The sequence below is a fragment of the Hafnia alvei genome, assembly GCF_900095695.1.
Classification (GTDB): Bacteria; Pseudomonadota; Gammaproteobacteria; order Enterobacterales; family Enterobacteriaceae; genus Hafnia; species Hafnia alvei_B.
Window position 1 is genome coordinate 72,577 of record NZ_FMIQ01000062.1, and the last position, 22,131, is coordinate 94,707.

The 22,131-nt window shown below is 49.5% G+C and carries 20 protein-coding genes; 16 read left to right on the forward strand and 4 right to left on the reverse strand.

From position 1 onward, the window contains the following. Positions 1 to 14: 14 nt before the first annotated feature. Complete coding sequence (locus tag BN1044_RS17015; protein WP_072309684.1) at positions 15 to 464, forward strand: flavodoxin; 450 nt, start codon at positions 15 to 17, stop codon at positions 462 to 464. Between the two features lie 794 nt (positions 465 to 1,258). Here BN1044_RS17015 and BN1044_RS17025 read toward each other — a convergent pair. The 4 genes from BN1044_RS17025 to map form a co-directional block, all read right to left on the reverse strand. Then, positions 1,259 to 1,645, reverse strand: a complete 387-nt coding sequence (locus BN1044_RS17025; protein WP_008814520.1) for a DUF3461 family protein — start codon at positions 1,643 to 1,645, stop codon at positions 1,259 to 1,261. Positions 1,646 to 1,774: 129 nt separating this feature from the next. Next, positions 1,775 to 2,599, reverse strand: coding sequence for a 2,3,4,5-tetrahydropyridine-2,6-dicarboxylate N-succinyltransferase (gene dapD, locus BN1044_RS17030; protein ID WP_040047095.1), 825 nt, complete (start codon positions 2,597 to 2,599; stop codon positions 1,775 to 1,777). 106 nt (positions 2,600 to 2,705) lie between these two features. Continuing rightward, a complete protein-coding gene (gene glnD, locus BN1044_RS17035) occupies positions 2,706 to 5,375 on the reverse strand; it encodes a bifunctional uridylyltransferase/uridylyl-removing protein GlnD (RefSeq protein ID WP_081329610.1) in 2,670 nt (889 codons plus the stop codon). A 93-nt stretch (positions 5,376 to 5,468) separates the two neighbouring features. Then, positions 5,469 to 6,269, reverse strand: a complete 801-nt coding sequence (map, locus tag BN1044_RS17040) for a type I methionyl aminopeptidase (protein ID WP_072309686.1) — start codon at positions 6,267 to 6,269, stop codon at positions 5,469 to 5,471. Positions 6,270 to 6,654: 385 nt separating this feature from the next. Between map and rpsB the strand changes: the two genes are divergently transcribed. The 15 genes from rpsB to rnhB all read left to right on the forward strand — a co-directional run bounded on the left by rpsB (position 6,655) and on the right by rnhB (position 22,095). After that, positions 6,655 to 7,380 carry a 30S ribosomal protein S2 gene (gene rpsB / locus BN1044_RS17045; protein WP_025800226.1) on the forward strand — a complete coding sequence of 242 codons (726 nt, stop codon included), beginning with the start codon at positions 6,655 to 6,657 and terminating at the stop codon, positions 7,378 to 7,380. Positions 7,381 to 7,572: 192 nt separating this feature from the next. After that, positions 7,573 to 8,424, forward strand: coding sequence for a translation elongation factor Ts (gene tsf, locus BN1044_RS17050; protein WP_025800225.1), 852 nt, complete (start codon positions 7,573 to 7,575; stop codon positions 8,422 to 8,424). Positions 8,425 to 8,622: 198 nt separating this feature from the next. Beyond that, positions 8,623 to 9,348: a UMP kinase gene (pyrH, locus tag BN1044_RS17055; RefSeq protein ID WP_020303583.1), complete on the forward strand. Its 726-nt coding sequence runs from the start codon at positions 8,623 to 8,625 to the stop codon at positions 9,346 to 9,348. Positions 9,349 to 9,511: 163 nt separating this feature from the next. Further along, complete coding sequence (frr, locus tag BN1044_RS17060) at positions 9,512 to 10,069, forward strand: ribosome recycling factor (RefSeq protein WP_025800224.1); 558 nt, start codon at positions 9,512 to 9,514, stop codon at positions 10,067 to 10,069. Positions 10,070 to 10,238: 169 nt separating this feature from the next. Further along, entirely contained in the window at positions 10,239 to 11,438 is a 1,200-nt protein-coding gene (gene ispC, locus BN1044_RS17065) for a 1-deoxy-D-xylulose-5-phosphate reductoisomerase (protein WP_072309687.1), read from the forward strand. A gap of 275 nt (positions 11,439 to 11,713) precedes the next feature. Continuing rightward, on the forward strand, positions 11,714 to 12,475 hold the full coding sequence (gene ispU, locus BN1044_RS17070) for a (2E,6E)-farnesyl-diphosphate-specific ditrans,polycis-undecaprenyl-diphosphate synthase (protein WP_072309688.1): 762 nt from the start codon (positions 11,714 to 11,716) through the stop codon (positions 12,473 to 12,475). A gap of 9 nt (positions 12,476 to 12,484) precedes the next feature. Continuing rightward, the gene (gene cdsA / locus BN1044_RS17075; RefSeq protein ID WP_072309689.1) at positions 12,485 to 13,336 is read left to right on the forward strand and encodes a phosphatidate cytidylyltransferase; all 852 of its coding nucleotides are present in this window, start codon (positions 12,485 to 12,487) and stop codon (positions 13,334 to 13,336) included. A 25-nt stretch (positions 13,337 to 13,361) separates the two neighbouring features. After that, on the forward strand, positions 13,362 to 14,717 hold the full coding sequence (rseP, locus tag BN1044_RS17080) for a sigma E protease regulator RseP (RefSeq protein WP_040047098.1): 1,356 nt from the start codon (positions 13,362 to 13,364) through the stop codon (positions 14,715 to 14,717). A 37-nt stretch (positions 14,718 to 14,754) separates the two neighbouring features. Continuing rightward, positions 14,755 to 17,163: an outer membrane protein assembly factor BamA gene (gene bamA / locus BN1044_RS17085; RefSeq protein WP_072309690.1), complete on the forward strand. Its 2,409-nt coding sequence runs from the start codon at positions 14,755 to 14,757 to the stop codon at positions 17,161 to 17,163. A 174-nt stretch (positions 17,164 to 17,337) separates the two neighbouring features. Next, on the forward strand, positions 17,338 to 17,835 hold the full coding sequence (gene skp, locus BN1044_RS17090; RefSeq protein ID WP_025800218.1) for a molecular chaperone Skp: 498 nt from the start codon (positions 17,338 to 17,340) through the stop codon (positions 17,833 to 17,835). 3 nt (positions 17,836 to 17,838) lie between these two features. After that, positions 17,839 to 18,861, forward strand: a complete 1,023-nt coding sequence (gene lpxD / locus BN1044_RS17095) for a UDP-3-O-(3-hydroxymyristoyl)glucosamine N-acyltransferase (protein WP_025800217.1) — start codon at positions 17,839 to 17,841, stop codon at positions 18,859 to 18,861. A gap of 157 nt (positions 18,862 to 19,018) precedes the next feature. Beyond that, complete coding sequence (gene fabZ / locus BN1044_RS17100) at positions 19,019 to 19,474, forward strand: 3-hydroxyacyl-ACP dehydratase FabZ (RefSeq protein ID WP_025800216.1); 456 nt, start codon at positions 19,019 to 19,021, stop codon at positions 19,472 to 19,474. A gap of 3 nt (positions 19,475 to 19,477) precedes the next feature. After that, positions 19,478 to 20,266 (forward strand): acyl-ACP--UDP-N-acetylglucosamine O-acyltransferase, encoded by a 789-nt coding sequence (gene lpxA, locus BN1044_RS17105; RefSeq protein ID WP_061553608.1) that lies wholly within the window; start codon positions 19,478 to 19,480, stop codon positions 20,264 to 20,266. Between the two features lie 3 nt (positions 20,267 to 20,269). Continuing rightward, positions 20,270 to 21,460: a lipid-A-disaccharide synthase gene (gene lpxB, locus BN1044_RS17110; protein WP_072309691.1), complete on the forward strand. Its 1,191-nt coding sequence runs from the start codon at positions 20,270 to 20,272 to the stop codon at positions 21,458 to 21,460. A gap of 38 nt (positions 21,461 to 21,498) precedes the next feature. After that, complete coding sequence (gene rnhB / locus BN1044_RS17115) at positions 21,499 to 22,095, forward strand: ribonuclease HII (protein ID WP_072309730.1); 597 nt, start codon at positions 21,499 to 21,501, stop codon at positions 22,093 to 22,095. Positions 22,096 to 22,131 lie beyond the last annotated feature (36 nt).

The following is a 22,131-nucleotide window of genomic DNA, read 5'->3' on the forward strand; positions in this document are numbered from 1 at the left end:
AGAAGGAAAGCATCATGGCTCAGGTTGGTATTTTCGTTGGAACGGTATATGGCAACGCATTGATGGCGGCAGAAGAGGCTGCGAATATCCTCAAAGCGCAGGGACACGAAGTCAAACTGTTTGAGGAAGGTACGCTCGAAGAGTGGCAGTTCTACCGTAATCACTATGCATTGATCGTGACATCCACCACCGGGCAGGGTGATTTGCCGGACTCTATCGCTCCTCTGTTTCGTGCGGTGAAAGACGACGTCGGCTATCAGCCTGAACTGCGCTATGGCGTGATTGCATTAGGCGATAGCAGCTACACCCATTTTTGTGGTGCAGGTCATCAATTCGATGAACTGTTACAGGAGCAAAAAGCGACGCGCATTGGCGAGTTGCTGGAAGTGGATGCTCAGGTTGATGCCGAGCCCGAAGTGGTCACGGGGCCGTGGGTGGAGAAGTGGGGGCAGTTGATTAAGTAGGCTGCAAGTAGCGTGTTGCTTATGATGTCTTTGCTTATGATGTCTTTGCTTATGATGCCTTTGCTTATGAGGCCTTCGCTTATGAGGCCTTCGCGTAAGGTTTCGTCCGCCTATTAATACCGAGCTACATGGATACATTGCTGAAGGCGTACGATGAGGGGCGCCAGCGCGCGCCCCTTCAATCCTCGCGCTTTTATCCGAGATGCCATCTCCGCTACGGTTTGGTATCGCCCATCCAGGGCGCCCCAAACTCCGCCGGTACATCCCTGTACCGGCGGCTCTATCAACCAAGGCTTAAACAATTTAAAAGATAAGAAGACAAAATGTCTTTTGTCTTTTGTCTTTTGTCTTTTGTCTTTTGTCTTTTGTCTTTTGTCTTTTGTCTTTTGTCTTTTTTATGTTTAAGGAATGCATTTTAGAGCCGCCAGCAGGGATGCTGGTGGCAGGTTGAGGGCGCACAGGATGTGCGCTCCGAGACCGGTCGGTCAAACGACTCGGTAAAAGCGCGCGAGTTGAGAGCCCCCGCGCAACGGGGCTCTCATCGGACGCCTACAACAGTGGCTTCATAGAAACGCAAGTGCTCGTTGGCGGACGAAATCTTTCACGGTTCTTGCATATAAGATGCAAGGCGGCGGCGATTGAGCCGCCTTGCTTGACCGCTTTCATCCGTAGTTATATGGGAGAATATTGCCAATAAGCGGGCGAAACTTTCCCAAAACAAACAGAGTATGAAGCGGATGAAATCTTTCACTGCTTTTACATATAAGATGCAAGGCGATAGAAGTTGCCCCGCCTTATTTCTGCGTCAGCTTCTCAAGATCCGCCTCAATCTCGGCAATCTTATTCGCGACCACGCTTTCAAGGTGGCGCAGATCGTCCAAGATCTTGTGTTTAAGATCGACTTCAACCTGATCGCGTTTACAGATCTGATCCAGTTCATCAATTACATAACGCAGGTTCGGGTTAATCTCGTGGATCTCTTTGTAACCTTGCCCTGCGTTATCTGCCACGATGGTTTTACGCTGGCGTGGATATTTAAACTTCACGCTTTTGGCAAAAAACTCGCCTTTATCTTTACGGAAATAAATCTTCAAAATGTCGTTGTTGGCCTCCTGGCGAAGACTGTAGCGGTCAATCTCTTCGGGTTGATTAATCCCCAGACTTTTTAGATTGTCATACATAGCGGCACCTTTTGATATTTTTCATGAGAAGATGAAATATAGACTAAATGGCAGAACCGATTAAATTACCGTCGACGTAAAGTAACTGATAAAAAAATAGCGGGCTCGTTGCCCGCTATGTTCACTCTCTTAGTCGATGCTGCGTAGCAGCTCGTTAATACCAACTTTACCGCGTGTCTTGGCATCAACTTTCTTAACAATAACCGCACAGTACAGGCTGTATTTGCCATCTTTAGACGGCAAGTTGCCAGAAACAACCACGGAGCCAGCCGGTACGCGGCCGTAATGTACTTCGCCGGTTTCACGGTCATAAATCTTGGTGCTTTGACCCAGATAAACGCCCATGGAAATGACTGAACCTTCTTCAACAATAACGCCTTCAACCACTTCTGAACGCGCGCCGATGAAGCAGTTATCTTCGATGATGGTTGGATTCGCCTGTAACGGCTCTAAAACACCACCGATGCCGACGCCGCCTGAGAGGTGTACGTTTTTACCAATTTGCGCGCAAGAACCCACGGTAGCCCATGTATCGACCATGGAGCCTTCATCAACGTACGCGCCGATATTGACATAAGAAGGCATCAGCACGGTGTTACGTGCGATGAATGCGCCCTGACGAACGCTGGCCGGTGGTACTACGCGGAAGCCTTCACGCTGGAAGCGTGCTTCGTCATAGTTGGCAAATTTCATTGGGACTTTGTCGTAGAAGCGAGTTTCAGCGCCTTCCATCAGTTTGTTGTCATTGATGCGGAAGGAGAGCAGCACTGCCATTTTCAGCCACTGATGAGTGACCCATTCGCCGTTAATTTTTTCTGCGACGCGCAGTTCACCTGAATCTAACAGAGCGATAACCTGATTAACTGCTTCGCGCGTGATGCTGTCTACGTTAGCCGGAGTAATGTCTGCGCGGCGTTCAAAGGCGTTTTCAATAAGTGTTTGCAACTGCTGCATGCTGTTCTATTCCCGAAGTTTAATTGACATATCCCCTGCATATTTCGAGTTGTAGATATGTTAACTACAACTCGAATTATTTTGGGTATAAATCGTAACAAATACATTACCCTTTATCGGTTGGATCGAGGGCTTCTGTCAACCGCTGAGCCAATTCTGCCTGCATTTTAATGCTTAATGCTTTACGTTCGCCGTCTGCCAGAATAAATAAGTCCTCAACCCGCTCGCCGATGGTGGTGATTCGGGCGCTGTGCAGTGACAGCCCCATCTCGGCGAATACTTCTCCCACCTGCGCTAATAATCCCGGCTGATCGAGCGCCACCAGTTCCATATAGCTTCTGCGCTCATTGTGCATCGGCAGGAAACTGACCTCCGTCGGTACGGTAAAATGGCGCAGTTTTGCTGACGGGCGTCGTGTGCGTGGGTGGCGATAGTGTTGTTGCGTGAGCGCCTGTTCCAGCGAATGTTTGATGGTGGCATGGCGATCTTGTGCCAGTGGGCTGCCGTCGGGCTCGAGCACCACGAAGGTATCCATCGCAAAGTTATCGCGATTGGTGAAGATTTGCGCGTCATGTACGCTCAAATTACGACGATCTAATTCTCCCGCCACGGCGGCAAACAGATAAGGTCGATCAGGGCTATAGATAAAAATCTCGGTACCGCCGCGAGTGGCGAGATGGCTCACTAATACCAGCGGTTTGCTGGCGTTATGCTTGAGCAGATGGCGAGCGTGCCATGCCAGCTGATTAGGATTGTGGCGCAGGAAATAGTCGGCGCGGCAGCGGCTCCAAATGTAATGCAGCGACTCCTCGTTGATATTATCCATGCGCAATAATGCCAAGGCCTGTAAACGGTGATGGCGCACGCGCTCGCGCATATCCGGGGTGTTTTGCATCCCGCGGCGCAGCTGTTTTTCAGTCGCAAAATAGAGTTCGCGTAACAGGCTCTGTTTCCAGCTATTCCACAGCGTTTCATTGGTGGCACAGATATCCGCAACGGTCAGGCTAACCAGATAGCGCAAACGGGTTTCGCTCTGCACCTCGGCGCTGAATTGTTGAATAACGGCGGGATCTTGGATATCGCGTCGCTGTGCCGTGACTGACATCAACAGATGACAGCGCACTAACCATGAAACAAGCTGAGTTTCGCGTGAATTAAGCCCGTGCAGCTGAGCAAATTCGATAACGTCTTGAGCCCCTAAAATCGAGTGATCACCGCCGCGCCCCTTGGCGATATCGTGAAATAACGCGGCGAGCAGCAGTAATTCAGGCTGAGGGAGGCGAGGATAGAGCTCTACGCACAGCGGATGCCGCTGGCGGGTATTTTCATCCGCAAAACTTTCCAGTTTCAGCAGGACGCGCATGGTGTGTTCATCCACGGTATAGGCGTGAAACAGGTCAAACTGCATTTGGCCGACGATTTTTCCCCACTGCGGCATATAGGCCCATAGAACACTATGGCGGTGCATTGGCAGTAGGGCGCGATTCACTGACCCCGGATGGCGTAATATCGCCATAAACAGTTTACGGGCTTCGGGCAGATCGCACAGCGGCTGGGCCAGATGACGGCGCGCATAGCGAAGATGGCGCAGCGTGGTGGAATAGATCCCCTGTATTTCCTGATTTTTGGCCATCACATAAAACATCTGCAAGATGGTGACCGGATCGCGCATGAAAGTATCGGCGTCGCGCAAATCAATCAGGTTGCCGCGTAGCTGAAAGTTTTCATCCAGAGGGCGTGGCTTTTCATTGGTTCCGAGCGCCAGAATTGCCTCATCAAACAGCTGTAGCAGCATTTGGTTGAGTTCGCCCACACGGCGTGTCATGCGGTAGAAGTCTTTCATCATGCGTTCGATTGGAGCGTTGCTTTCGCCTTCATACCCAAGCAGTTGGGCGACGCTAAACTGGCGATCGAACAGCAGGCGGTTGTCGTAGCGGTTCAAGACTAAATGCAGGGCAAAGCGGATACGCCACAGAAAGCTTTGGCATTCATTCAATTCGTCGCGTTCTGCCTCGGTAAGAAAGCCGAAACCGACCATCTCATTCATGGATGTCGCGCCAAAATGGCGATGAGCAACCCAAAGCAAAGTGTGAATATCACGCAGGCCGCCTGGGCTGGTTTTTATATCAGGCTCAAGGTTGTAGCTAGTGCCGTGGTAGCGGTGATGGCGATCTTTTTGTTCTTGAATTTTTGCATCGAAGAACTGGGGCGATGGCCAGAATTCATCGCTGAAAATCTGTTTTTGCAGGTGGAGAAACAGTGCAACGTCGCCATAGATTAGGCGTGATTCAATCAGGTTAGTGGCAACAGTAAGGTCTGAAAGCCCCTCCTGAACGCATTCATCTAACGTACGGACGCTATGCCCCACTTCGAGCTTTAAATCCCACAGTAGGGTAATGAGTTCGCTGATGCGCTGTGCGTCTTGTTCATTAAGCGGATCCTGACTCAAAATCAGTAGGTCGATATCAGACAACGGGTGCAGTTCGCCACGCCCGTAGCCGCCCACGGCGATGAGCGCCATGCCCTGACGTTCTTTGAACCCCAAGTGAATCCATAGACGCGTTAGCAGTCGGTCGATGTAGAGCGTTCGGGCGGCAATCAACGATTCTGCCGATTCGCCAGCCTGAAATGCGGCGGCCATCCATTGTTGGAAGCGTTCAAGCGACAGCTTCAGCGGCGCACACTCAAGATCGGATGCGGCAAAATTGTCAGGGGAGGGCGGCTGGATCAGCGGCTCCGTGGTGGTTTCGGATGTGGCTGAAGGTAAAATGGGCATGGGCATCTCCCGTTGTCGCCGAGTTAAACGCAGAACATAAAAAAAGCCGGCATAAGCCGGCTTGAGATGATGACTCGCTCGTTAAGCGATGGGTTATACGTTCTCGTGAACGATAACGCGTGGGAGATCGGTCTCTTCCTCACGCAGTGTCAAAATCTCGCAACCGTTATCAGTCACCACAATAGTATGCTCATACTGCGCGGACAAGCTGCGATCTTTAGTTTTTACCGTCCAGCCATCTTTCATGGTGCGGATGCGGTAATCACCGGCGTTAACCATAGGTTCGATAGTGAAAGTCATGCCCTTTTGCAGTACCACGCCGCCGTCGTCGGCATTGTAATGCAGAACCTGAGGTTCTTCGTGGAACACTTCACCGATGCCGTGACCACAGTATTCGCGCACCACGGAGAAGCCGTATGATTCGACGAATTTCTGAATTTCAGCACCGATAGTGCGCAGGCGGATACCTGGTTTTACCATTTTCAGTGCCAGATAGAGGCTTTCTAGCGTGATGCGACACAGACGTTCGCCCAGAATGGTAGGTTCACCCACGATAAACATTTTTGAAGTATCGCCGTGCCAGCCATCTTTGATAACGGTTACGTCGATGTTGACGATGTCGCCGTTCTTCAAGATTTTTTCGTCGCTAGGAATGCCGTGGCAAACCACTTCATTCACGGAGATGCAAACGGATTTTGGATAGCCGTGATAGCCCAGACAAGCGGAGATCGCATGCTGTTTTTGGGTAATGTAATCGTCGCAGATACGGTCAAGCTCACCGGTGCTGACACCAGGAACAACGTACGGCTCGATGATTTCTAGGATTTCCGCAGCCAGTCGTCCAGCCACGCGCATTTTTTCGATTTGTTCAGGTGTTTTTATTGAAATTGCCATGAAGTATGTGTCCGCAGGTGTCGTGAAATCGACAATGAGAATCAATTGCTGAACATGTTAACAGTCCTCGGAACCGCTGCCAAATCCTACGATAGCCGTGGGCTCAAAATGCAACAAAAGGTGGAGTCTATGGCTCGTTTATGGTATAAAGCGCGCCGCAGTTCCTATATCTTCTATTCCTTCTGTTCAATGCAGGGGCGTTGATAAGGAAGCTGTAAATCTCAATTGTGTTATTTGTATTCTTTGCAAAGAAACGACAACAACACACACATATCGGCACGTGCGCCGGGGTGCCTTGCAGGATGAGTCTTCGGACCATGCCTTGCCGGGTCGGCTCATGGGATATGTGGAGGCTTAACCCCAAACTTTATATAGAGGTTTAATCATGGCAACTGTTTCCATGCGCGATATGCTCAAGGCCGGTGTACACTTTGGTCACCAGACCCGTTACTGGAACCCGAAAATGAAGCCTTTCATCTTCGGTGCTCGTAACAAGGTTCACATCATCAACCTTGAAAAAACTGTTCCAATGTTCAACGAAGCTTTGGCTGAGTTGCAGAAGATTTCTGCTCGTAAAGGCAAAATCCTGTTCGTTGGTACTAAACGCGCTGCAAGCGAAGCGGTAAAAGAAGCTGCGAACAGCTGCGATCAGTTCTTCGTGAACCATCGCTGGTTGGGTGGCATGCTGACTAACTGGAAAACCGTTCGTCAGAGCATCAAGCGTCTGAAAGATCTGGAAGTTCAGTCTCAGGATGGCACTTTCGATAAGCTGACCAAAAAAGAAGTGCTGATGCGCAATCGTGAACTGGCCAAGCTGGAAAACAGCCTGGGCGGTATCAAAGACATGGGCGGCTTGCCTGACGCTCTGTTCGTCGTTGATGCTGATCACGAACACATCGCGATTAAAGAAGCCAACAACCTGGGTATCCCGGTATTCTCTATCGTTGATACCAACTCCGATCCGGACGGCGTTGACTTCGTTATCCCTGGTAACGATGACGCAATCCGTGCAGTAAACCTGTACCTGAGCGCTGTAGCGGCAACTGTCCGTGAAGGCCGTTCTCAGGATCTGGTTTCCCAAGCGGAAGAAAGCTTCGTAGAAGCTGAATAATAAGGCAAGCTCAAAATTTGAGCCCTTATTAACCAGGTATTAAAATATGTTGGTTAGGGGGCCTTTATGGCCCCCCCTTTCTTTGTAAAAATCGCCTTTAACATCACGGCGATATAAAGAACCAATCCCTAGACGAGAGAACCTGTCTCCGTGAGGTTCGCTCTTCACGACGAGACCACCGAGGAAAATACAATGGCTGATATTACCGCCGCCCTGGTAAAAGAACTGCGTGAACGTACTGGCGCAGGCATGATGGATTGTAAGAAAGCGCTGACCGAGGCCCAAGGCGACATCGAGCTGGCAATCGAAAATATGCGTAAATCTGGCGCGATCAAAGCGGCGAAAAAAGCAGGCAACGTTGCTGCTGATGGCGTGATCAAAACCAAGATTGAAGGCAACTACGGTGTGATTCTGGAAGTTAACTGCCAGACTGACTTCGTTGCTAAAGACGGTGGTTTCCAGGCATTCGCTGAGAAAGTGCTGGACGCTGCGTTTGCAGGCAAAATCACCGACGTTGAAGTACTGAAAGCACAGTTCGAAGAAGAGCGTGTTGCACTGGTTGCTAAAATCGGTGAAAACATCAACATTCGTCGCGTTTCTTCTCTGGAAGGCGATGTACTGGCTAGCTACCTGCACGGTGCTCGCATTGGTGTTCTGGTTGCTGCTACTGGCGCTGATGAAGAACTGGCTAAGCAACTGGCTATGCACGTTGCTGCAAGCAAGCCTGAATTCGTTAAACCAGAAGACGTTTCTGCTGAAGTAGTAGAAAAAGAGTACCAGGTTCAGCTGGACATCGCGATGCAGTCTGGTAAGCCGAAAGAAATCGCAGAGAAAATGGTTGAAGGCCGCATGAAGAAATTCACCGGCGAAGTTTCTCTGACTGGTCAAGCTTTCGTTATGGACCCAAGCAAAACTGTTGGTCAGCTGCTGAAAGAGCACAATGCTGACGTTACCAATTTCATCCGCTTCGAAGTGGGTGAAGGTATCGAAAAAGCGACCGTAGACTTTGCTGCAGAAGTTGCTTCAATGACTAAAGGCGCTTAATCGCCTTCAAATGGAACCGCCGCAGGGTGGTTCCATTGTTTTATCTGGAAACGTTAGGCGCATAGCCCTTAGCCAACGTAGAAAGGTTTACACTATTAAGTATCCCAGCCAGCATTAGAATGTATCCCAATGATCGGTTACGACCGTGCATTGAAATACCTCCGACTATTTATTGACTGCTTCTTAGGACAGAACATCATGGCAACTAACTCCAAACCCGTATATCAGCGTATCTTGCTCAAGCTTAGCGGTGAAGCCCTGCAAGGTGCAGAAGGTTTCGGCATCGATGCAAGCGTACTGGATCGTATGGCTCAGGAAGTTAAAGAGCTGGTTGAATTAGGCATTCAAGTCGGTGTTGTCATCGGCGGCGGAAACCTGTTCCGTGGCGCAGGTCTGGCGCAGGCGGGCATGAACCGCGTTGTTGGCGATCACATGGGGATGCTAGCTACCGTGATGAACGGCTTGGCAATGCGTGATGCGTTGCATCGTGCCTATGTGAACGCGCGTCTGATGTCTGCTATTCCGCTTAACGGCGTGTGCGATAACTACAGCTGGGCAGAAGCGATTAGCCTGCTGCGTAACAACCGCGTAGTGATTTTCTCTGCCGGCACTGGTAATCCATTCTTCACGACTGATTCCGCAGCTTGTCTGCGTGGTATTGAAATCGAAGCTGACGTGGTGCTGAAAGCGACCAAAGTTGACGGCGTGTACTCAGCCGATCCGGTCACCAACCCAGATGCCACGCTGTTCGATCAAATGACCTATCAAGATGTGTTGGAAAAAGAACTGAAAGTTATGGATCTGGCCGCTTTCACCTTAGCTCGTGACCATAACCTGCCGATTCGTGTATTTAATATGAATAAGCCAGGTGCTCTGCGTCGTGTCGTTATGGGTGAGAAAGAAGGCACGCTGATCTCCAAATAATTTGGAGCATAACGGCGCTCTACGAACGTGAGAGCCTTACGCGTCATTTTTACTCGATGAATATTGCGTCAGGCTTTCTTGCCAGTTACGCTTGATTGAAAATATATCGGCGTTTCTCAAGACGAAGCGCCAGTTTAATTAACCGTTTTCAAGGGTTCGCAACGTGATCAACGAAATCAAAAAAGATGCCGAAACGCGCATGGACAAATGCGTTGAAGTATTTAAGTCAAACATCAACAAGATCCGTACGGGTCGTGCTCATCCGAACCTGTTGGATGGTATTTCTGTAGAATATTATGGATCTGCTACGCCTTTGCGTCAGGTCGCTAACGTGGTTGCTGAAGACTCTCGCACACTGGCGATCACCGTGTTCGATCGTTCTTTGTCTGCTGCGGTAGAAAAAGCGATCATGGCTTCTGATTTGGGCTTAAACCCAATGTCTGCGGGCGCGGTTATCCGTGTTCCATTGCCAGCGCTGACCGAAGAGCGTCGTAAAGACCTGATCAAACTGGTTCGTGCTGAAGCTGAACAGGGCCGTGTGTCTGTTCGTAACGTACGCCGTGATGCGAACGATAAAGTTAAAGTTTTGCTGAAAGATAAAGAGATCAGCGAAGACGAAGATCGTAAATCGCAAGACGAAGTGCAGAAAATGACTGACGTAATGATCAAAAAGATCGACGCTGCATTAGCTGACAAAGAAAAAGAGTTGATGGAGGTTTAATTCCTCACCGGCTTGAAAAAAGCGTCGCCCCGGCGGCGCTTTTGTTTTTTAGGCTATCCGAGAAACCTCAGGCTGTTGCTGAAGGCGGGCTAATTCTCATAGACAATCCGTCGTCTTAGTTTCAGACTGATGCATCTCCTGTTCTAAACAGTTATTCAGAAGACCCCTCATGAAGCAACTGACTATTCTTGGTTCTACCGGCTCCATTGGCACCAGTACACTGGCTGTGGTGCGAGCAAATCCTGATAAATTTAAAGTTGCCGCGCTGGTGGCAGGTAAAAACGTCGAAGTCATGTTCCAGCAGTGCGTTGAGTTCGCTCCGCGCTATGTTTCTATGGCTGATGACCATGCTGCCCAGATGCTTCGTCAACGCTTACAAGACGCAGGGCTTAGCGGCATCGAGGTGATGTCTGGCGAGCCGGCTGCCTGCGATTTAGCCGCGCTGGATGAGGTTGATCAGGTGATGGCTGCCATTGTTGGCGCAGCAGGCCTCTTGCCGACGCTGGCCGCGATTAAAGCCAATAAGCAGGTTTTGCTGGCCAATAAAGAGGCGTTAGTGACCTGTGGACGTCTGTTTATGGATGCGCTGAAACAGAGTCGCGCTCAGCTGTTGCCTATCGACAGCGAGCATAATGCGATTTTTCAGAGTTTGCCCGAGGCTGTACAAAAGAATCTTGGCTTTGCCTCACTGAATGAGAACGGCATATCGCGTATTGTTCTTACCGGCTCAGGAGGACCATTCCGCCAATTGCCGATGGGCGATTTTGGTGCGGTCACGCCCGATCAGGCCTGTGCGCATCCAAACTGGTCGATGGGGCGTAAGATTTCCGTCGATTCTGCCACCATGATGAATAAAGGACTCGAGTACATCGAAGCTCGTTGGTTGTTTAATGCCTCAGAGTCCGAGATGGAGGTAATAATTCATCCTCAATCCGTCATTCATTCTATGGTGCGTTACCGTGATGGTAGCGTAATTGCCCAGCTAGGTTCGCCAGACATGCGCACGCCGATTGCCCATGCGATGGCTTATCCAGCTCGTGTGCAAACCGGTGTCGAACCTCTCGATTTCTGCAAAATTGGCTCATTTACGTTCGAGCAACCTGATATGGTGCGCTATCCTTGTTTGCAACTGGCGATAGACGCGTCGCGAGCAGGGCAGGCAGCGACAACCGCGTTGAATGCGGCGAACGAAATTTCAGTGGATGCGTTCTTACGTGGGCAAATTCGTTTCACCGATATTGCAGCGCTAAATCAGGACGTTTTGTCGGCATTGACGTGTTGTGAGCCGCAAAGCATTGCAGAAGTCTTGGATATTGACCGCCAAGCGCGTGAAATGACAATACGGTTGAGTGCGAACTTCCTAATATAGATCTGCTATTCCCTGTGTAGGTAGTTTGTGGCGGTTCAGGTGAAATGATATAGTTTGCGACAACTTTCGGTGGGGCGAGATATTTAGTGCGCTAAGTATTTTGATTTTGCTGCTGATTAATTGGTTAGCCGTGACTAGTACACGGCTTTTTTGCGCATTAAACACTTGGTTATTTAATACTCGGTTCAGTTTGTGCAATTGATGTCGCATGGGCAAGGTGAGCTTGATGTTGCCGCTTACTTCGGCGCCATGCTTTTGAGGAATTGATTACACGTATGTCTTCCACTCAATCACCAATGACTGACGAGATAGTCTGTGGTCCACAGCACGTCGCTATCATTATGGACGGCAATGGCCGTTGGGCGAAGCGTCAGGGCAAAATGCGTGTATTTGGCCATAAAGCTGGGGTGAAATCGGTACGTCGTTCCGTACGTTTTGCAGTTAGCCATGGCATCAAGGCGTTAACGTTGTATGCGTTTAGTAGTGAGAATTGGAACCGCCCTGCGCAGGAAGTCAGCGCGCTAATGGAGCTCTTCATCCGGGCATTAGACGGCGAAGTGAAAAGCTTGCATAAGCACAATGTACGTCTGAAAATCATCGGTGATATCGGCCGTTTTAGCTCGCGCTTACAAGAGCGTATTCGTCGTTCTGAGCAATTAACTGAAAATAATGATGGGCTAACGTTAAATATTGCCGCTAATTATGGTGGGCGATGGGATATCATGCAGGGCGTGAAAACGCTGGCCGAGCAGGTTAAGGCAGGAGTGCTTCAACCTGAAGATATCACTGAGGACTTGCTGAGCCAGCAAGTTTGCTTACACGATCTGGCTCCGGTTGACCTTGTCATTCGGACCGGTGGAGAGCATCGGGTCAGCAACTTTTTGCTGTGGCAAATCGCATATTCCGAGTTTTATTTCACGGATGTGCTGTGGCCTGATTTTGATGAACTTACCTTTGAAGGTGCACTTAATGCATTTGCGCAACGCGAGCGCCGCTTCGGAGGCACTACACCTATCAACGCATCAGATGCGTCTTAGGGGGATCTCTTGCTGAAGTCTCGCATTATTACTGCTTTGATCTTAGTGCCTATTGTCATTGCGGCGCTGTTTTTATTACCTCCCGTTGGTTTTGCCATTGTGACCTTAGTCATATGTATGCTAGCCGCTTGGGAGTGGGGACAACTTGCTGGGTTCACATCTAATTCGCAGCGTATCTGGGGCGCAGTGATCTGCGGTCTGGTGCTAGCCGCGATGTTGCTGAGTCTGCCTGAGTTTAATCGAAGCGTGCACCTGCCGTTAATTGCAGGTTCGCTGTGGGCGTCGGTTGTTTGGTGGATTGTTGCGCTGTTTTTGGTGCTGTTTTATCCCAAGTCCGCGGGATGGTGGAAACACTCTCGCGTACTCAAAATTGTTTTTGGTGCAGCGACTATCATTCCATTCTTTTGGGGAATGATTGCGCTACGTCAACACGGCTATGACGCCAATCACTATCAAGGGGCATGGTGGCTGCTGTATGTGATGTTCCTTGTATGGGGCGCAGATTCTGGTGCCTACATGTTTGGCAAACTGTTTGGTAAGAACAAGCTGGCACCAAAGGTTTCTCCGGGTAAAACGTGGGAAGGCTTCATCGGTGGCTTGATTACCTCAGCGCTAATTTCGTGGGGCTTTGGTTTGTACGCGCCGCTCGCCATAGTGCCAACTACGCTGCTGATTTGTTCTATTGTGGCCGCATTGGTTTCGGTGCTGGGTGATTTAACCGAAAGCATGTTCAAACGCGAAGCCGGCATTAAAGACAGCGGGCATTTAATTCCCGGTCATGGCGGCATTCTGGACCGTATTGATAGTTTGACTGCGGCAGTACCTGTGTTTGCATGTCTTATGCTGTTAGTGTTTTACTAGTCCGCTTGAGACAGGGAGCTTACCAATGACCAATATACTCTGGAGCCTGATTGCGTTTTTAGTGGCGCTTGGGGTGTTGATCACGGTGCATGAGTTTGGCCACTTTTGGGTGGCTCGCCGCTGTGGCGTGAAGGTAGAGCGTTTTTCTATCGGTTTTGGTAAGGCGCTGTGGCGTCGTGTAGACCGTAGCGGTACCGAATATGTGCTGGCTCTTATCCCGCTTGGTGGCTATGTCAAAATGCTGGATGAGCGCGTAGAGAGCGTTGCTCCTGAGTTTCGTCATCAGGCGTTTAATAACAAAACGGTGTGGCAGCGAGCGGCCATTGTTAGCGCAGGTCCTATTGCTAACTTCCTGTTTGCTATAGTCGCTTACTGGTTTGTGTTTGTTATTGGCGTTCCCAGCGTTCGTCCGGTTATTGGCGAAATTGTTCCTCAATCGGTAGCGGCCCAAGCAGATATTTCACCAGGATTGGAACTAAAGTCCGTTGCAGGTATCGAAACGCCTGACTGGGATTCTGTTCGTTTAGCGCTGGTCGGTAAAATTGGTGCGAAAGAGACCACCGTTGAAGTCGCGCCGTTTGGCAGTGACAATAAAACGCAGAAAACTCTGGATCTGACGCATTGGCAGTTTGAACCAGATAAGCAAGATCCGGTAGTTTCGCTTGGCATCGTGCCGCGTGGCCCGCAGATTGAGCCGATCCTTGCTGAAGTGCAAAAGGATTCAGCAGCTCAGAAAGCAGGTTTGCAAGTCGGCGATAGGATCGTTAAAGTCGATGGTCAGCCGTTATTGAACTGGCAAACTTTTGTTAAGCAGGTCCGTGAAAGACCTAACGAAAGCATAGCACTTGATATTGAACGCAATGGAAATATTCAATCATTGCAGTTAACACCAGACAGCAAAGCTGTTGGTGCGGGTAAAATGGAAGGCTTTGCAGGCATCGCGCCGAAAGTTATTCCATTGCCTAACGAGTATAAGACGATTCGACAATATGGACCGTTTATGGCGATCTATCAGGCCAGTGATAAAACATGGCAATTGATGAAGCTAACGGTCTCTATGGTAGGGAAACTAATTACTGGTGATGTGAAGCTGAATAACCTGAGTGGGCCGATTTCGATCGCGCAGGGCGCAGGGATGTCAGCGGAGTACGGTGTTGTGTATTACCTAATGTTCTTAGCGCTTATCAGCGTTAATTTAGGGATTATCAACCTGTTCCCACTCCCAGTACTTGATGGTGGTCACTTGCTCTTCTTAGCGATTGAAAAGCTAAAAGGAGGGCCGGTTTCCGAGCGAGTTCAAGACTTCAGTTATCGCATCGGTTCTATTTTACTGGTGTTGTTAATGGGGCTTGCACTCTTCAATGATTTCTCGCGCCTTTAAGGGACGGGATTTAGGTTAGGAAGAACGCATAACAACGATGGCGATGAAAAAGTTGCTCATAGCGTCGCTGCTGTTTGGCAGCGCAACCGTATACGGTGCAGATGGATTCGTAGTGAAAAATATTCATTTCGAAGGCCTGCAGCGGGTCGCCGTCGGTGCGGCGTTACTTAACATGCCGGTTCGCGTTGGCGATACCGTCAGCGATGAAGATCTCAGTAACACTATTCGCGCATTATATGCGACCGGCAACTTCGAAGATGTTCGGGTGCTGCGCGATGGTGAGAACTTGATCGTGCAGGTTAAGGAACGTCCTACGATCGCGAGTATTACCTTCTCCGGTAACAAGTCTGTAAAAGACGACATGCTGAAGCAGAACCTTGAAGCTTCTGGCGTGCGCGTAGGCGAAGCTCTGGACCGCACAATGCTTTCTAGCATTGAAAAGGGTCTGGAAGATTTCTACTACAGCGTCGGTAAATACAGTGCGACGGTGAAAGCGGTGGTAACACCTCTGCCTCGTAACCGTGTTGACTTGAAACTGGTATTTACTGAAGGTAAATCCGCTCAGATTCAGCAAATCAATATCGTTGGGAACCACGCGTTCACCTCCGAAGAGTTGATTGCGCGTTTCCAACTGCGCGACGAAGTTCCTTGGTGGAACTTGGTTGGTGACCGTAAATATCAAAAACAAAAACTGTCTGGCGACTTAGAAACCTTGAGAAGCTTCTACTTGGACCGCGGCTACGCCCGTTTCAATATTGATTCTACTCAGGTGAGCTTAACGCCGGATAAAAAAGGCATCTACATCACCATTAACATCACTGAAGGCGATCAGTACAAACTGACCGGCGTTGACGTGAACGGTAACATGGCGGGTTATAGCACCGAAATCAACCGCTTGACCACGATTGAACCGGGTGAACTGTATAACGGTGCCAAAGTGACCAAGATGGAGGATGACGTTAAGAAACTCCTCGGTCGCTACGGTTATGCTTATCCAAAAGTGCAGACTCAGCCTGAAATCAACGATGCGGATAAAACCGTTAAGTTGCATATGAACGTCGATGCGGGTAACCGTTATTACGTGCGTAACATCAAGTTTGCAGGCAATGACACCAGTAAAGATTCTGTTCTGCGTCGCGAAATGCGCCAGATGGAAGGTGCGTGGCTGGGCAGCGACTTGGTCGATCAGGGTAAAGAACGTCTGAACCGTACCGGTTATTTTGAAACCGTTGATGTTGATACTCAGCGTGTTCCAGGTACGCCGGATCAGGTAGATGTCACCTATAAGGTAAAAGAGCGTAACACCGGTACTTTCAACTTCGGTGTGGGCTTTGGTACTGAAAGTGGCGTTAGCTTCCAAGTCGGCGTTCAGCAGGAAAACTGGTTGGGTACAGGTAATACCGTTGGTATTAGCGGTACCAAAAACGATTACCAAACCTATGCTGAACTGTCTATGACAGACCCGTACTTCACCGTTGACGGTGTGAGCTTGGGTGGTCGTATTTTCTATAACGACTTTAAAGCTGATGATGCGGATCTGTCTGACTATACCAACAGCAGCTATGGACTTGATGGCACCTTAGGGTTCCCAATCAACGAAAATAACTCGTTGCGTACCGGTCTGGGTTACGTACATAACTCCCTGTCTGATATGCAGCCACAGGTCGCTATGTGGCGTTATCTGGACTCCATGGGCCAGCATCCGGATGATACTAAGAAAGCTGATTATACCGCTGATGACTTCACGTATACCTTAGGTTGGTCATACAACAACGTTGACCGTGGGTTCTTCCCAACTCAGGGTACGAAAGCATCTCTGAACGGTAAAGTGACCATCCCAGGTTCTGATAACGAATACTACAAAATCACGTTCGATAGCCAAAGCTATCTGCCGTTGGATGACAATCGTTCTTGGGTTGTGATGGGGCGTTCCCGTTTAGGCTACGGTGATGGCCTTGGCGGTAAAGAAATGCCGTTCTATGAAAACTTCTATGCCGGTGGTTCTAGCTCGGTACGTGGTTTCCAATCGAATAACATCGGTCCTAAAGCGGTTTATCTGAATTCGAATGGCAGCATTGATAGTAGCAAGACGGATGACAATGACGCGGTGGGTGGTAACGCCATGGCGGTTGCCAGCCTTGAGCTGATTACGCCAACGCCGTTCGTGGGTGAGAAATATTCCAATTCTCTGCGTACCTCTATCTTCATGGATGCGGGTACCGTTTGGGATACTAATTGGGATAACAACGGTTGTGGCGCGACCTCCTGTAGTTCTCAGGGTATTCCTGACTACAGCGATCCGAGCAACATTCGTGTCTCTGCCGGTCTAGCACTACAGTGGATGTCTCCATTGGGGCCATTGGTATTCTCGTACGCTCAGCCAGTTAAGAAATACGACGGTGATAAAGCGGAGCAGTTCCAATTTAACATCGGTAAGACTTGGTAATAAGCTACTCTATAAAAGCTACTGTATAAGGCATGGGGATACGTCCCCATGCCAGAATGCATAAGTTCCACTCAGAGCGTTCTTTTATAATGGACGTTGTGAGAGACACTATGGGTCGGTGCCTATGCGGTATACGTGTCGTCGACACATATGGGTGATGGTAAGGAGTCTAAATTGAAAAAGTGGTTATATGCGGCAGGTCTGGGCATGGCATTAGCAGTTTCTGCTAACGTACAAGCTGCTGATAAGATTGCAATTGTAAACGTATCCAGCATCTTCCAGCAGTTGCCACAGCGTGCAACCGTTGCAAAACAACTGGAGAACGAATTCAAGAGCCGCGCAACTGAGTTGCAGGGCCAGGAACGTGATCTGCAGTCAAAAATGCAAAAACTGCAACGTGATGGTTCTACCATGAAAGCTAGCGATCGTACCAAGATGGAAAAAGACATCATGGCACAGCGTGACGCTTTCTCTCAGAAAGCACAGGCTTTTGAGCAGGATAACCGTCGTCGTCAGGGCGAAGAACGTAATAAGCTGTTGAGCCGCATTCAGGATGCAGTTCGTGCCGTTGCTAAAGACAAAGGCTACGATCTGGTTATTGATGCAAATGCTGTTGCTTATGCTGATTCTTCCAACGACATCACTGCACAAGTGCTGAAACAGGTTAAATAAGGCATGGCTTCAATTCGACTCGCTGATCTCGCTCAGCAGTTGAATGCAGAGCTTCACGGTGATGGCGATATCGTCATCACCGGCGTTGCTTCAATGCATTCGGCAAAATCGCAGCAAATTACTTTTTTATCTAACAGTCGCTACCGTGAACAATTAGCTGCTTGCAATGCAAGCGCTGTGGTGTTGACTGAAGCGGATCTGCCTTTCTGTACATCGGCGGCGTTGGTAGTAAGAAACCCTTACTTAACCTATGCACTGATGGCACAGATTATGGATACAACACCGGCTCCGGCAAAAGATATTGCACCGAGTGCGGTGATTGATGCAACGGCTCAGCTTGGCAACAATGTTTCTGTTGGCGCCAATGCGGTTATTGAAGAGGGCGTCGTGCTAGGCGACAACGTCATCATTGGTGCTGGTTGCTTCGTCGGTAAGTTCACGAAAATTGGTTCAGGCACACGCCTGTGGGCCAACGTTAGCGTTTATCATCAAATCGAAATCGGTGAGAAATGTCTGATTCAGTCAGGAACCGTTATCGGCGCTGATGGTTTTGGTTATGCTAACGATCGCGGCAATTGGATTAAAATTCCACAGCTCGGCACGGTACGTATCGGCGATCGCGTTGAAATTGGCGCATGTACCACCATTGACCGTGGCGCTTTGGATGACACCATCATTGGCAACGGCGTAATTATCGACAATCAATGCCAGATTGCACATAACGTTATGATTGGCGACAATACAGCAGTTGCTGGCGGTGTTATCATGGCGGGCAGTCTTAAGATTGGTCGCTACTGCCAGATTGGCGGTGCAAGTGTGATCAATGGTCACATGGAAATTTGCGACAAAGCCGTGGTAACGGGAATGGGTATGGTGATGCGTCCTATCACTGAACCGGGTATTTATTCCTCTGGTATTCCGCTGCAACCCAACAAGGCATGGCGTAAAACGGCAGCTCTGGTGATGAATATTGATGAAATCAATAAGCGTCTAAAAGCCGTTGAAAAGAAAGTCACTAATGACTAACGACTAAAGCCATACCTTTGTCAGTGAATACATATTCCTGGCATTTACCCTGTTTTACTGGGTATAAAACGATTTGCGGCCTGCATCATTGTCTTTATATGGACATGAGGCGGGCCGTGTTGTTGATGACAATTAGTTTTCCTACAGGAAGAGTATTTTGACTACTGACACTCATACTCTCAATATTTCCGAGATTTTAGAGTTACTGCCGCACCGTTTTCCGTTCCTTTTAGTGGATCGCGTTCTTGATTTTGAAGAAGGCAAATTCCTGCGTGCAGTGAAAAACGTTACTTTTAACGAGCCGTTTTTCCAGGGCCACTTCCCTGGCAAACCGATTTTCCCAGGCGTGTTGATTCTAGAAGCTATGGCTCAGGCCACCGGTATTCTGGCATTCAAAAGCGCGGGCAAACTGGAGCCAGGCGAGTTGTACTATTTTGCTGGTATTGACGATGCTCGCTTTAAACGTCCCGTTCAGCCGGGCGACCAGATGATTCTGGAAGTTGAATTCCTCAAAGAGCGCCGCGGCGTAGCTCGCTTTAACGGTGTTGCCAAAGTAGACGGTAAGATTGTTTGCGAAGCTTCAATGATGTGTGCCCGTAGCCGGGAGGCCTAATACGTGATTGACCCAACCGCCTTTATCCATCCAAGTGCCATAGTCGAAGACGGCGCAGTCATTGGTGCCGGTGTGCATATCGGTCCTTTTTGCTACGTCGGCTCCCAAGTGGAAATCGGCGAAGGTACCGTGCTGAAGTCCCATGTCGTCGTCAATGGCATTACTAAAATTGGCCGTGATAACGAGATCTATCAGTTCTCCTCTATTGGTGAAGTGAATCAGGATCTGAAATATGCTGGCGAACCTACACGCGTAGAAATCGGCGATCGTAACCGTATTCGCGAGAGTGTCACCATTCATCGTGGTACTGCACAGGGCGGTAACCTAACGAAAGTAGGTAGCGATAACTTGCTGATGATTAATGCGCATATCGCGCACGATTGTGTCATCGGTAACCGTTGTATTTTCGCTAACAACGCAACGTTAGGTGGTCATGTTACGGTTGATGATTTTGCGATCATCGGTGGAATGACAGCGGTTCACCAGTTCTGTGTGATTGGTGCGCATGTGATGGTCGGCGGCTGTTCTGGCGTCGCGCAGGACGTGCCTCCGTATGTGATTGCACAGGGTAACCATGCAACGCCGTTCGGCCTGAATATTGAAGGCCTGAAGCGCCGTGGTTTCGAAAAAGAGTCTCTGCATGCGATTCGTAATGCATACAAGATCCTCTATCGTAGCGGAAAAACGCTAGAAGAAGCCAAGCCAGAAATTGCCGAGTTAGCCAAACAGCAACCCGCTGTTCAGCTGTTCGTTGATTTCTTTGAGCGTTCGACTCGCGGCATTATCCGCTAAGCTATGACGTTATCTCAGATAGCCTCTGACTCGTTGTCGGTGGATCGCGTTTCGCGTCCGCTGACGATTGGTCTGGTCGCCGGGGAAACCTCCGGCGATATCCTTGGTGCGGGTTTAATCCGTGCTCTGAAAGCGCGTCACCCCAATGCGCGTTTTGTCGGCGTAGCCGGTCCTTTGATGCAAGCCGAAGGCTGTGAAGCCTGGTTTGAAATGGAAGAGCTGGCGGTGATGGGGATTGTTGAAGTTCTCGAACGCCTGCCTCGTCTACTTAAAATTCGCCGTGAACTGACCCAACGCTTTACTGAGCTAAAGCCCGATGTTTTCGTCGGTATCGATGCGCCCGATTTTAATATCACGCTGGAAGGCCGCTTAAAGCAGAAAGGTATTCGAACCATTCATTATGTCAGCCCCTCAGTGTGGGCGTGGCGACAGAAGCGTGTTTTCAAAATTGGCAAGGCAACCGATTTGGTTTTAGCCTTTCTGCCTTTTGAAAAAGCGTTTTATGACAGATTCAATGTTCCATGCCGTTTCATTGGTCATACGATGGCTGATGCAATGCCGCTCAACCCGGATAAACAGGCCGCGCGTCAAGCATTGGGTATTGCTCCCGATGCATTGTGTTTAGCGTTACTGCCGGGCAGCCGTAGCGCTGAAGTTGAAATGTTGAGTGCTGACTTCTTAAAAACAGCGACGATCTTGCGGGAGAAGTATCCGGCATTAGAAATCGTTGTACCGCTGGTCAACGCCAAGCGTCGCGAACAGTTTGAACGCATTAAAGCTGAAGTTGCACCAGAATTAACCGCTCATCTTCTCGATGGACAGGCACGTAATGCGATGTACGCCAGCGATGCGGCGCTGTTAGCTTCTGGTACGGCGGCGCTGGAATGTATGCTGGCGAAATGCCCAATGGTGGTTGGCTACCGCATGAAACCGTTCACCTTCTGGTTGGCTGAGCGTCTGGTGAAAACCGATTATGTTTCATTGCCGAATCTGTTGGCGCGCCGTGAGTTGGTACAAGAGCTGCTACAGCACGATTGCCAGCCTGAAAAATTAGCCGCTGCTTTACTGCCGCTGTTAGAAGGTGGTGAAGCCACTAAAGTCTTGCAAAAGACCTTCCTCGAATTGCACCAAAGTATCCGCTGCGGCGCCGATGAACAAGCGGCCGATGCGGTGCTGTCTTTAGTTAATCAATAAGTTAATCAATAGGCCGTAATTCAATGAGCACCAATTCAGTGAGTGACATTTTTGTCTATCCTATCGCGCAGCGAATTGCAGGCGTTGATGAAGTAGGACGCGGACCTTTGGTTGGCGCGGTTGTCACTGCGGCAGTGATCCTCGATCCTGCGCGTCCGATTGTGGGCTTGGCCGATTCGAAGAAATTAAGCGAAAAGCGCCGTAACGCGCTGTATGAAGAAATTATTGAGAAAGCGTTGAGCTGGAGCTTAGGCCGCGCAGAGCCGCACGAAATTGATGAGTTGAACATCCTGCATGCCACTATGCTTGCGATGCAAAGAGCCGTTGCGGGATTGTCGATCGAACCTGATTTTGTGCTGATCGATGGTAATCGTTGCCCGAAATTGCCGATGGCTTCTCGGGCTGTGGTGAAGGGTGATAGTCGTGTGGCTGAAATTAGTGCGGCCTCTATTTTGGCTAAAGTCACCCGCGACCGTGAAATGCAAGTTCTGGATGCTCAGTTCCCAGACTATGGTTTTGCACAGCATAAAGGCTATCCAACGGCTTTCCATCTTGAGCGCTTAGCGCAGTTGGGAGCAACAGAACACCACCGTCGCAGCTTTGGGCCGGTTAAACGTGTTCTTGGGCTTATTTAATTAGCCCCCATGTATTTACCTCTTTAGTAACAGGTT

Coding starts and splice junctions, on each gene's coding strand:
- BN1044_RS17015 (WP_072309684.1), top strand. CDS start 15: ATGGCTCAGGTTGGTATTTTCGTTGGAACGGTATATGGCAACGCATTG.
- BN1044_RS17025 (WP_008814520.1), bottom strand. CDS start 1,645: ATGTATGACAATCTAAAAAGTCTGGGGATTAATCAACCCGAAGAGATT.
- dapD (WP_040047095.1), bottom strand. CDS start 2,599: ATGCAGCAGTTGCAAACACTTATTGAAAACGCCTTTGAACGCCGCGCA.
- glnD (WP_081329610.1), bottom strand. CDS start 5,375: ATGCCCATTTTACCTTCAGCCACATCCGAAACCACCACGGAGCCGCTG.
- map (WP_072309686.1), bottom strand. CDS start 6,269: ATGGCAATTTCAATAAAAACACCTGAACAAATCGAAAAAATGCGCGTG.
- rpsB (WP_025800226.1), top strand. CDS start 6,655: ATGGCAACTGTTTCCATGCGCGATATGCTCAAGGCCGGTGTACACTTT.
- tsf (WP_025800225.1), top strand. CDS start 7,573: ATGGCTGATATTACCGCCGCCCTGGTAAAAGAACTGCGTGAACGTACT.
- pyrH (WP_020303583.1), top strand. CDS start 8,623: ATGGCAACTAACTCCAAACCCGTATATCAGCGTATCTTGCTCAAGCTT.
- ispC (WP_072309687.1), top strand. CDS start 10,239: ATGAAGCAACTGACTATTCTTGGTTCTACCGGCTCCATTGGCACCAGT.
- ispU (WP_072309688.1), top strand. CDS start 11,714: ATGTCTTCCACTCAATCACCAATGACTGACGAGATAGTCTGTGGTCCA.
- rseP (WP_040047098.1), top strand. CDS start 13,362: ATGACCAATATACTCTGGAGCCTGATTGCGTTTTTAGTGGCGCTTGGG.
- bamA (WP_072309690.1), top strand. CDS start 14,755: ATGGCGATGAAAAAGTTGCTCATAGCGTCGCTGCTGTTTGGCAGCGCA.
- lpxD (WP_025800217.1), top strand. CDS start 17,839: ATGGCTTCAATTCGACTCGCTGATCTCGCTCAGCAGTTGAATGCAGAG.
- lpxB (WP_072309691.1), top strand. CDS start 20,270: ATGACGTTATCTCAGATAGCCTCTGACTCGTTGTCGGTGGATCGCGTT.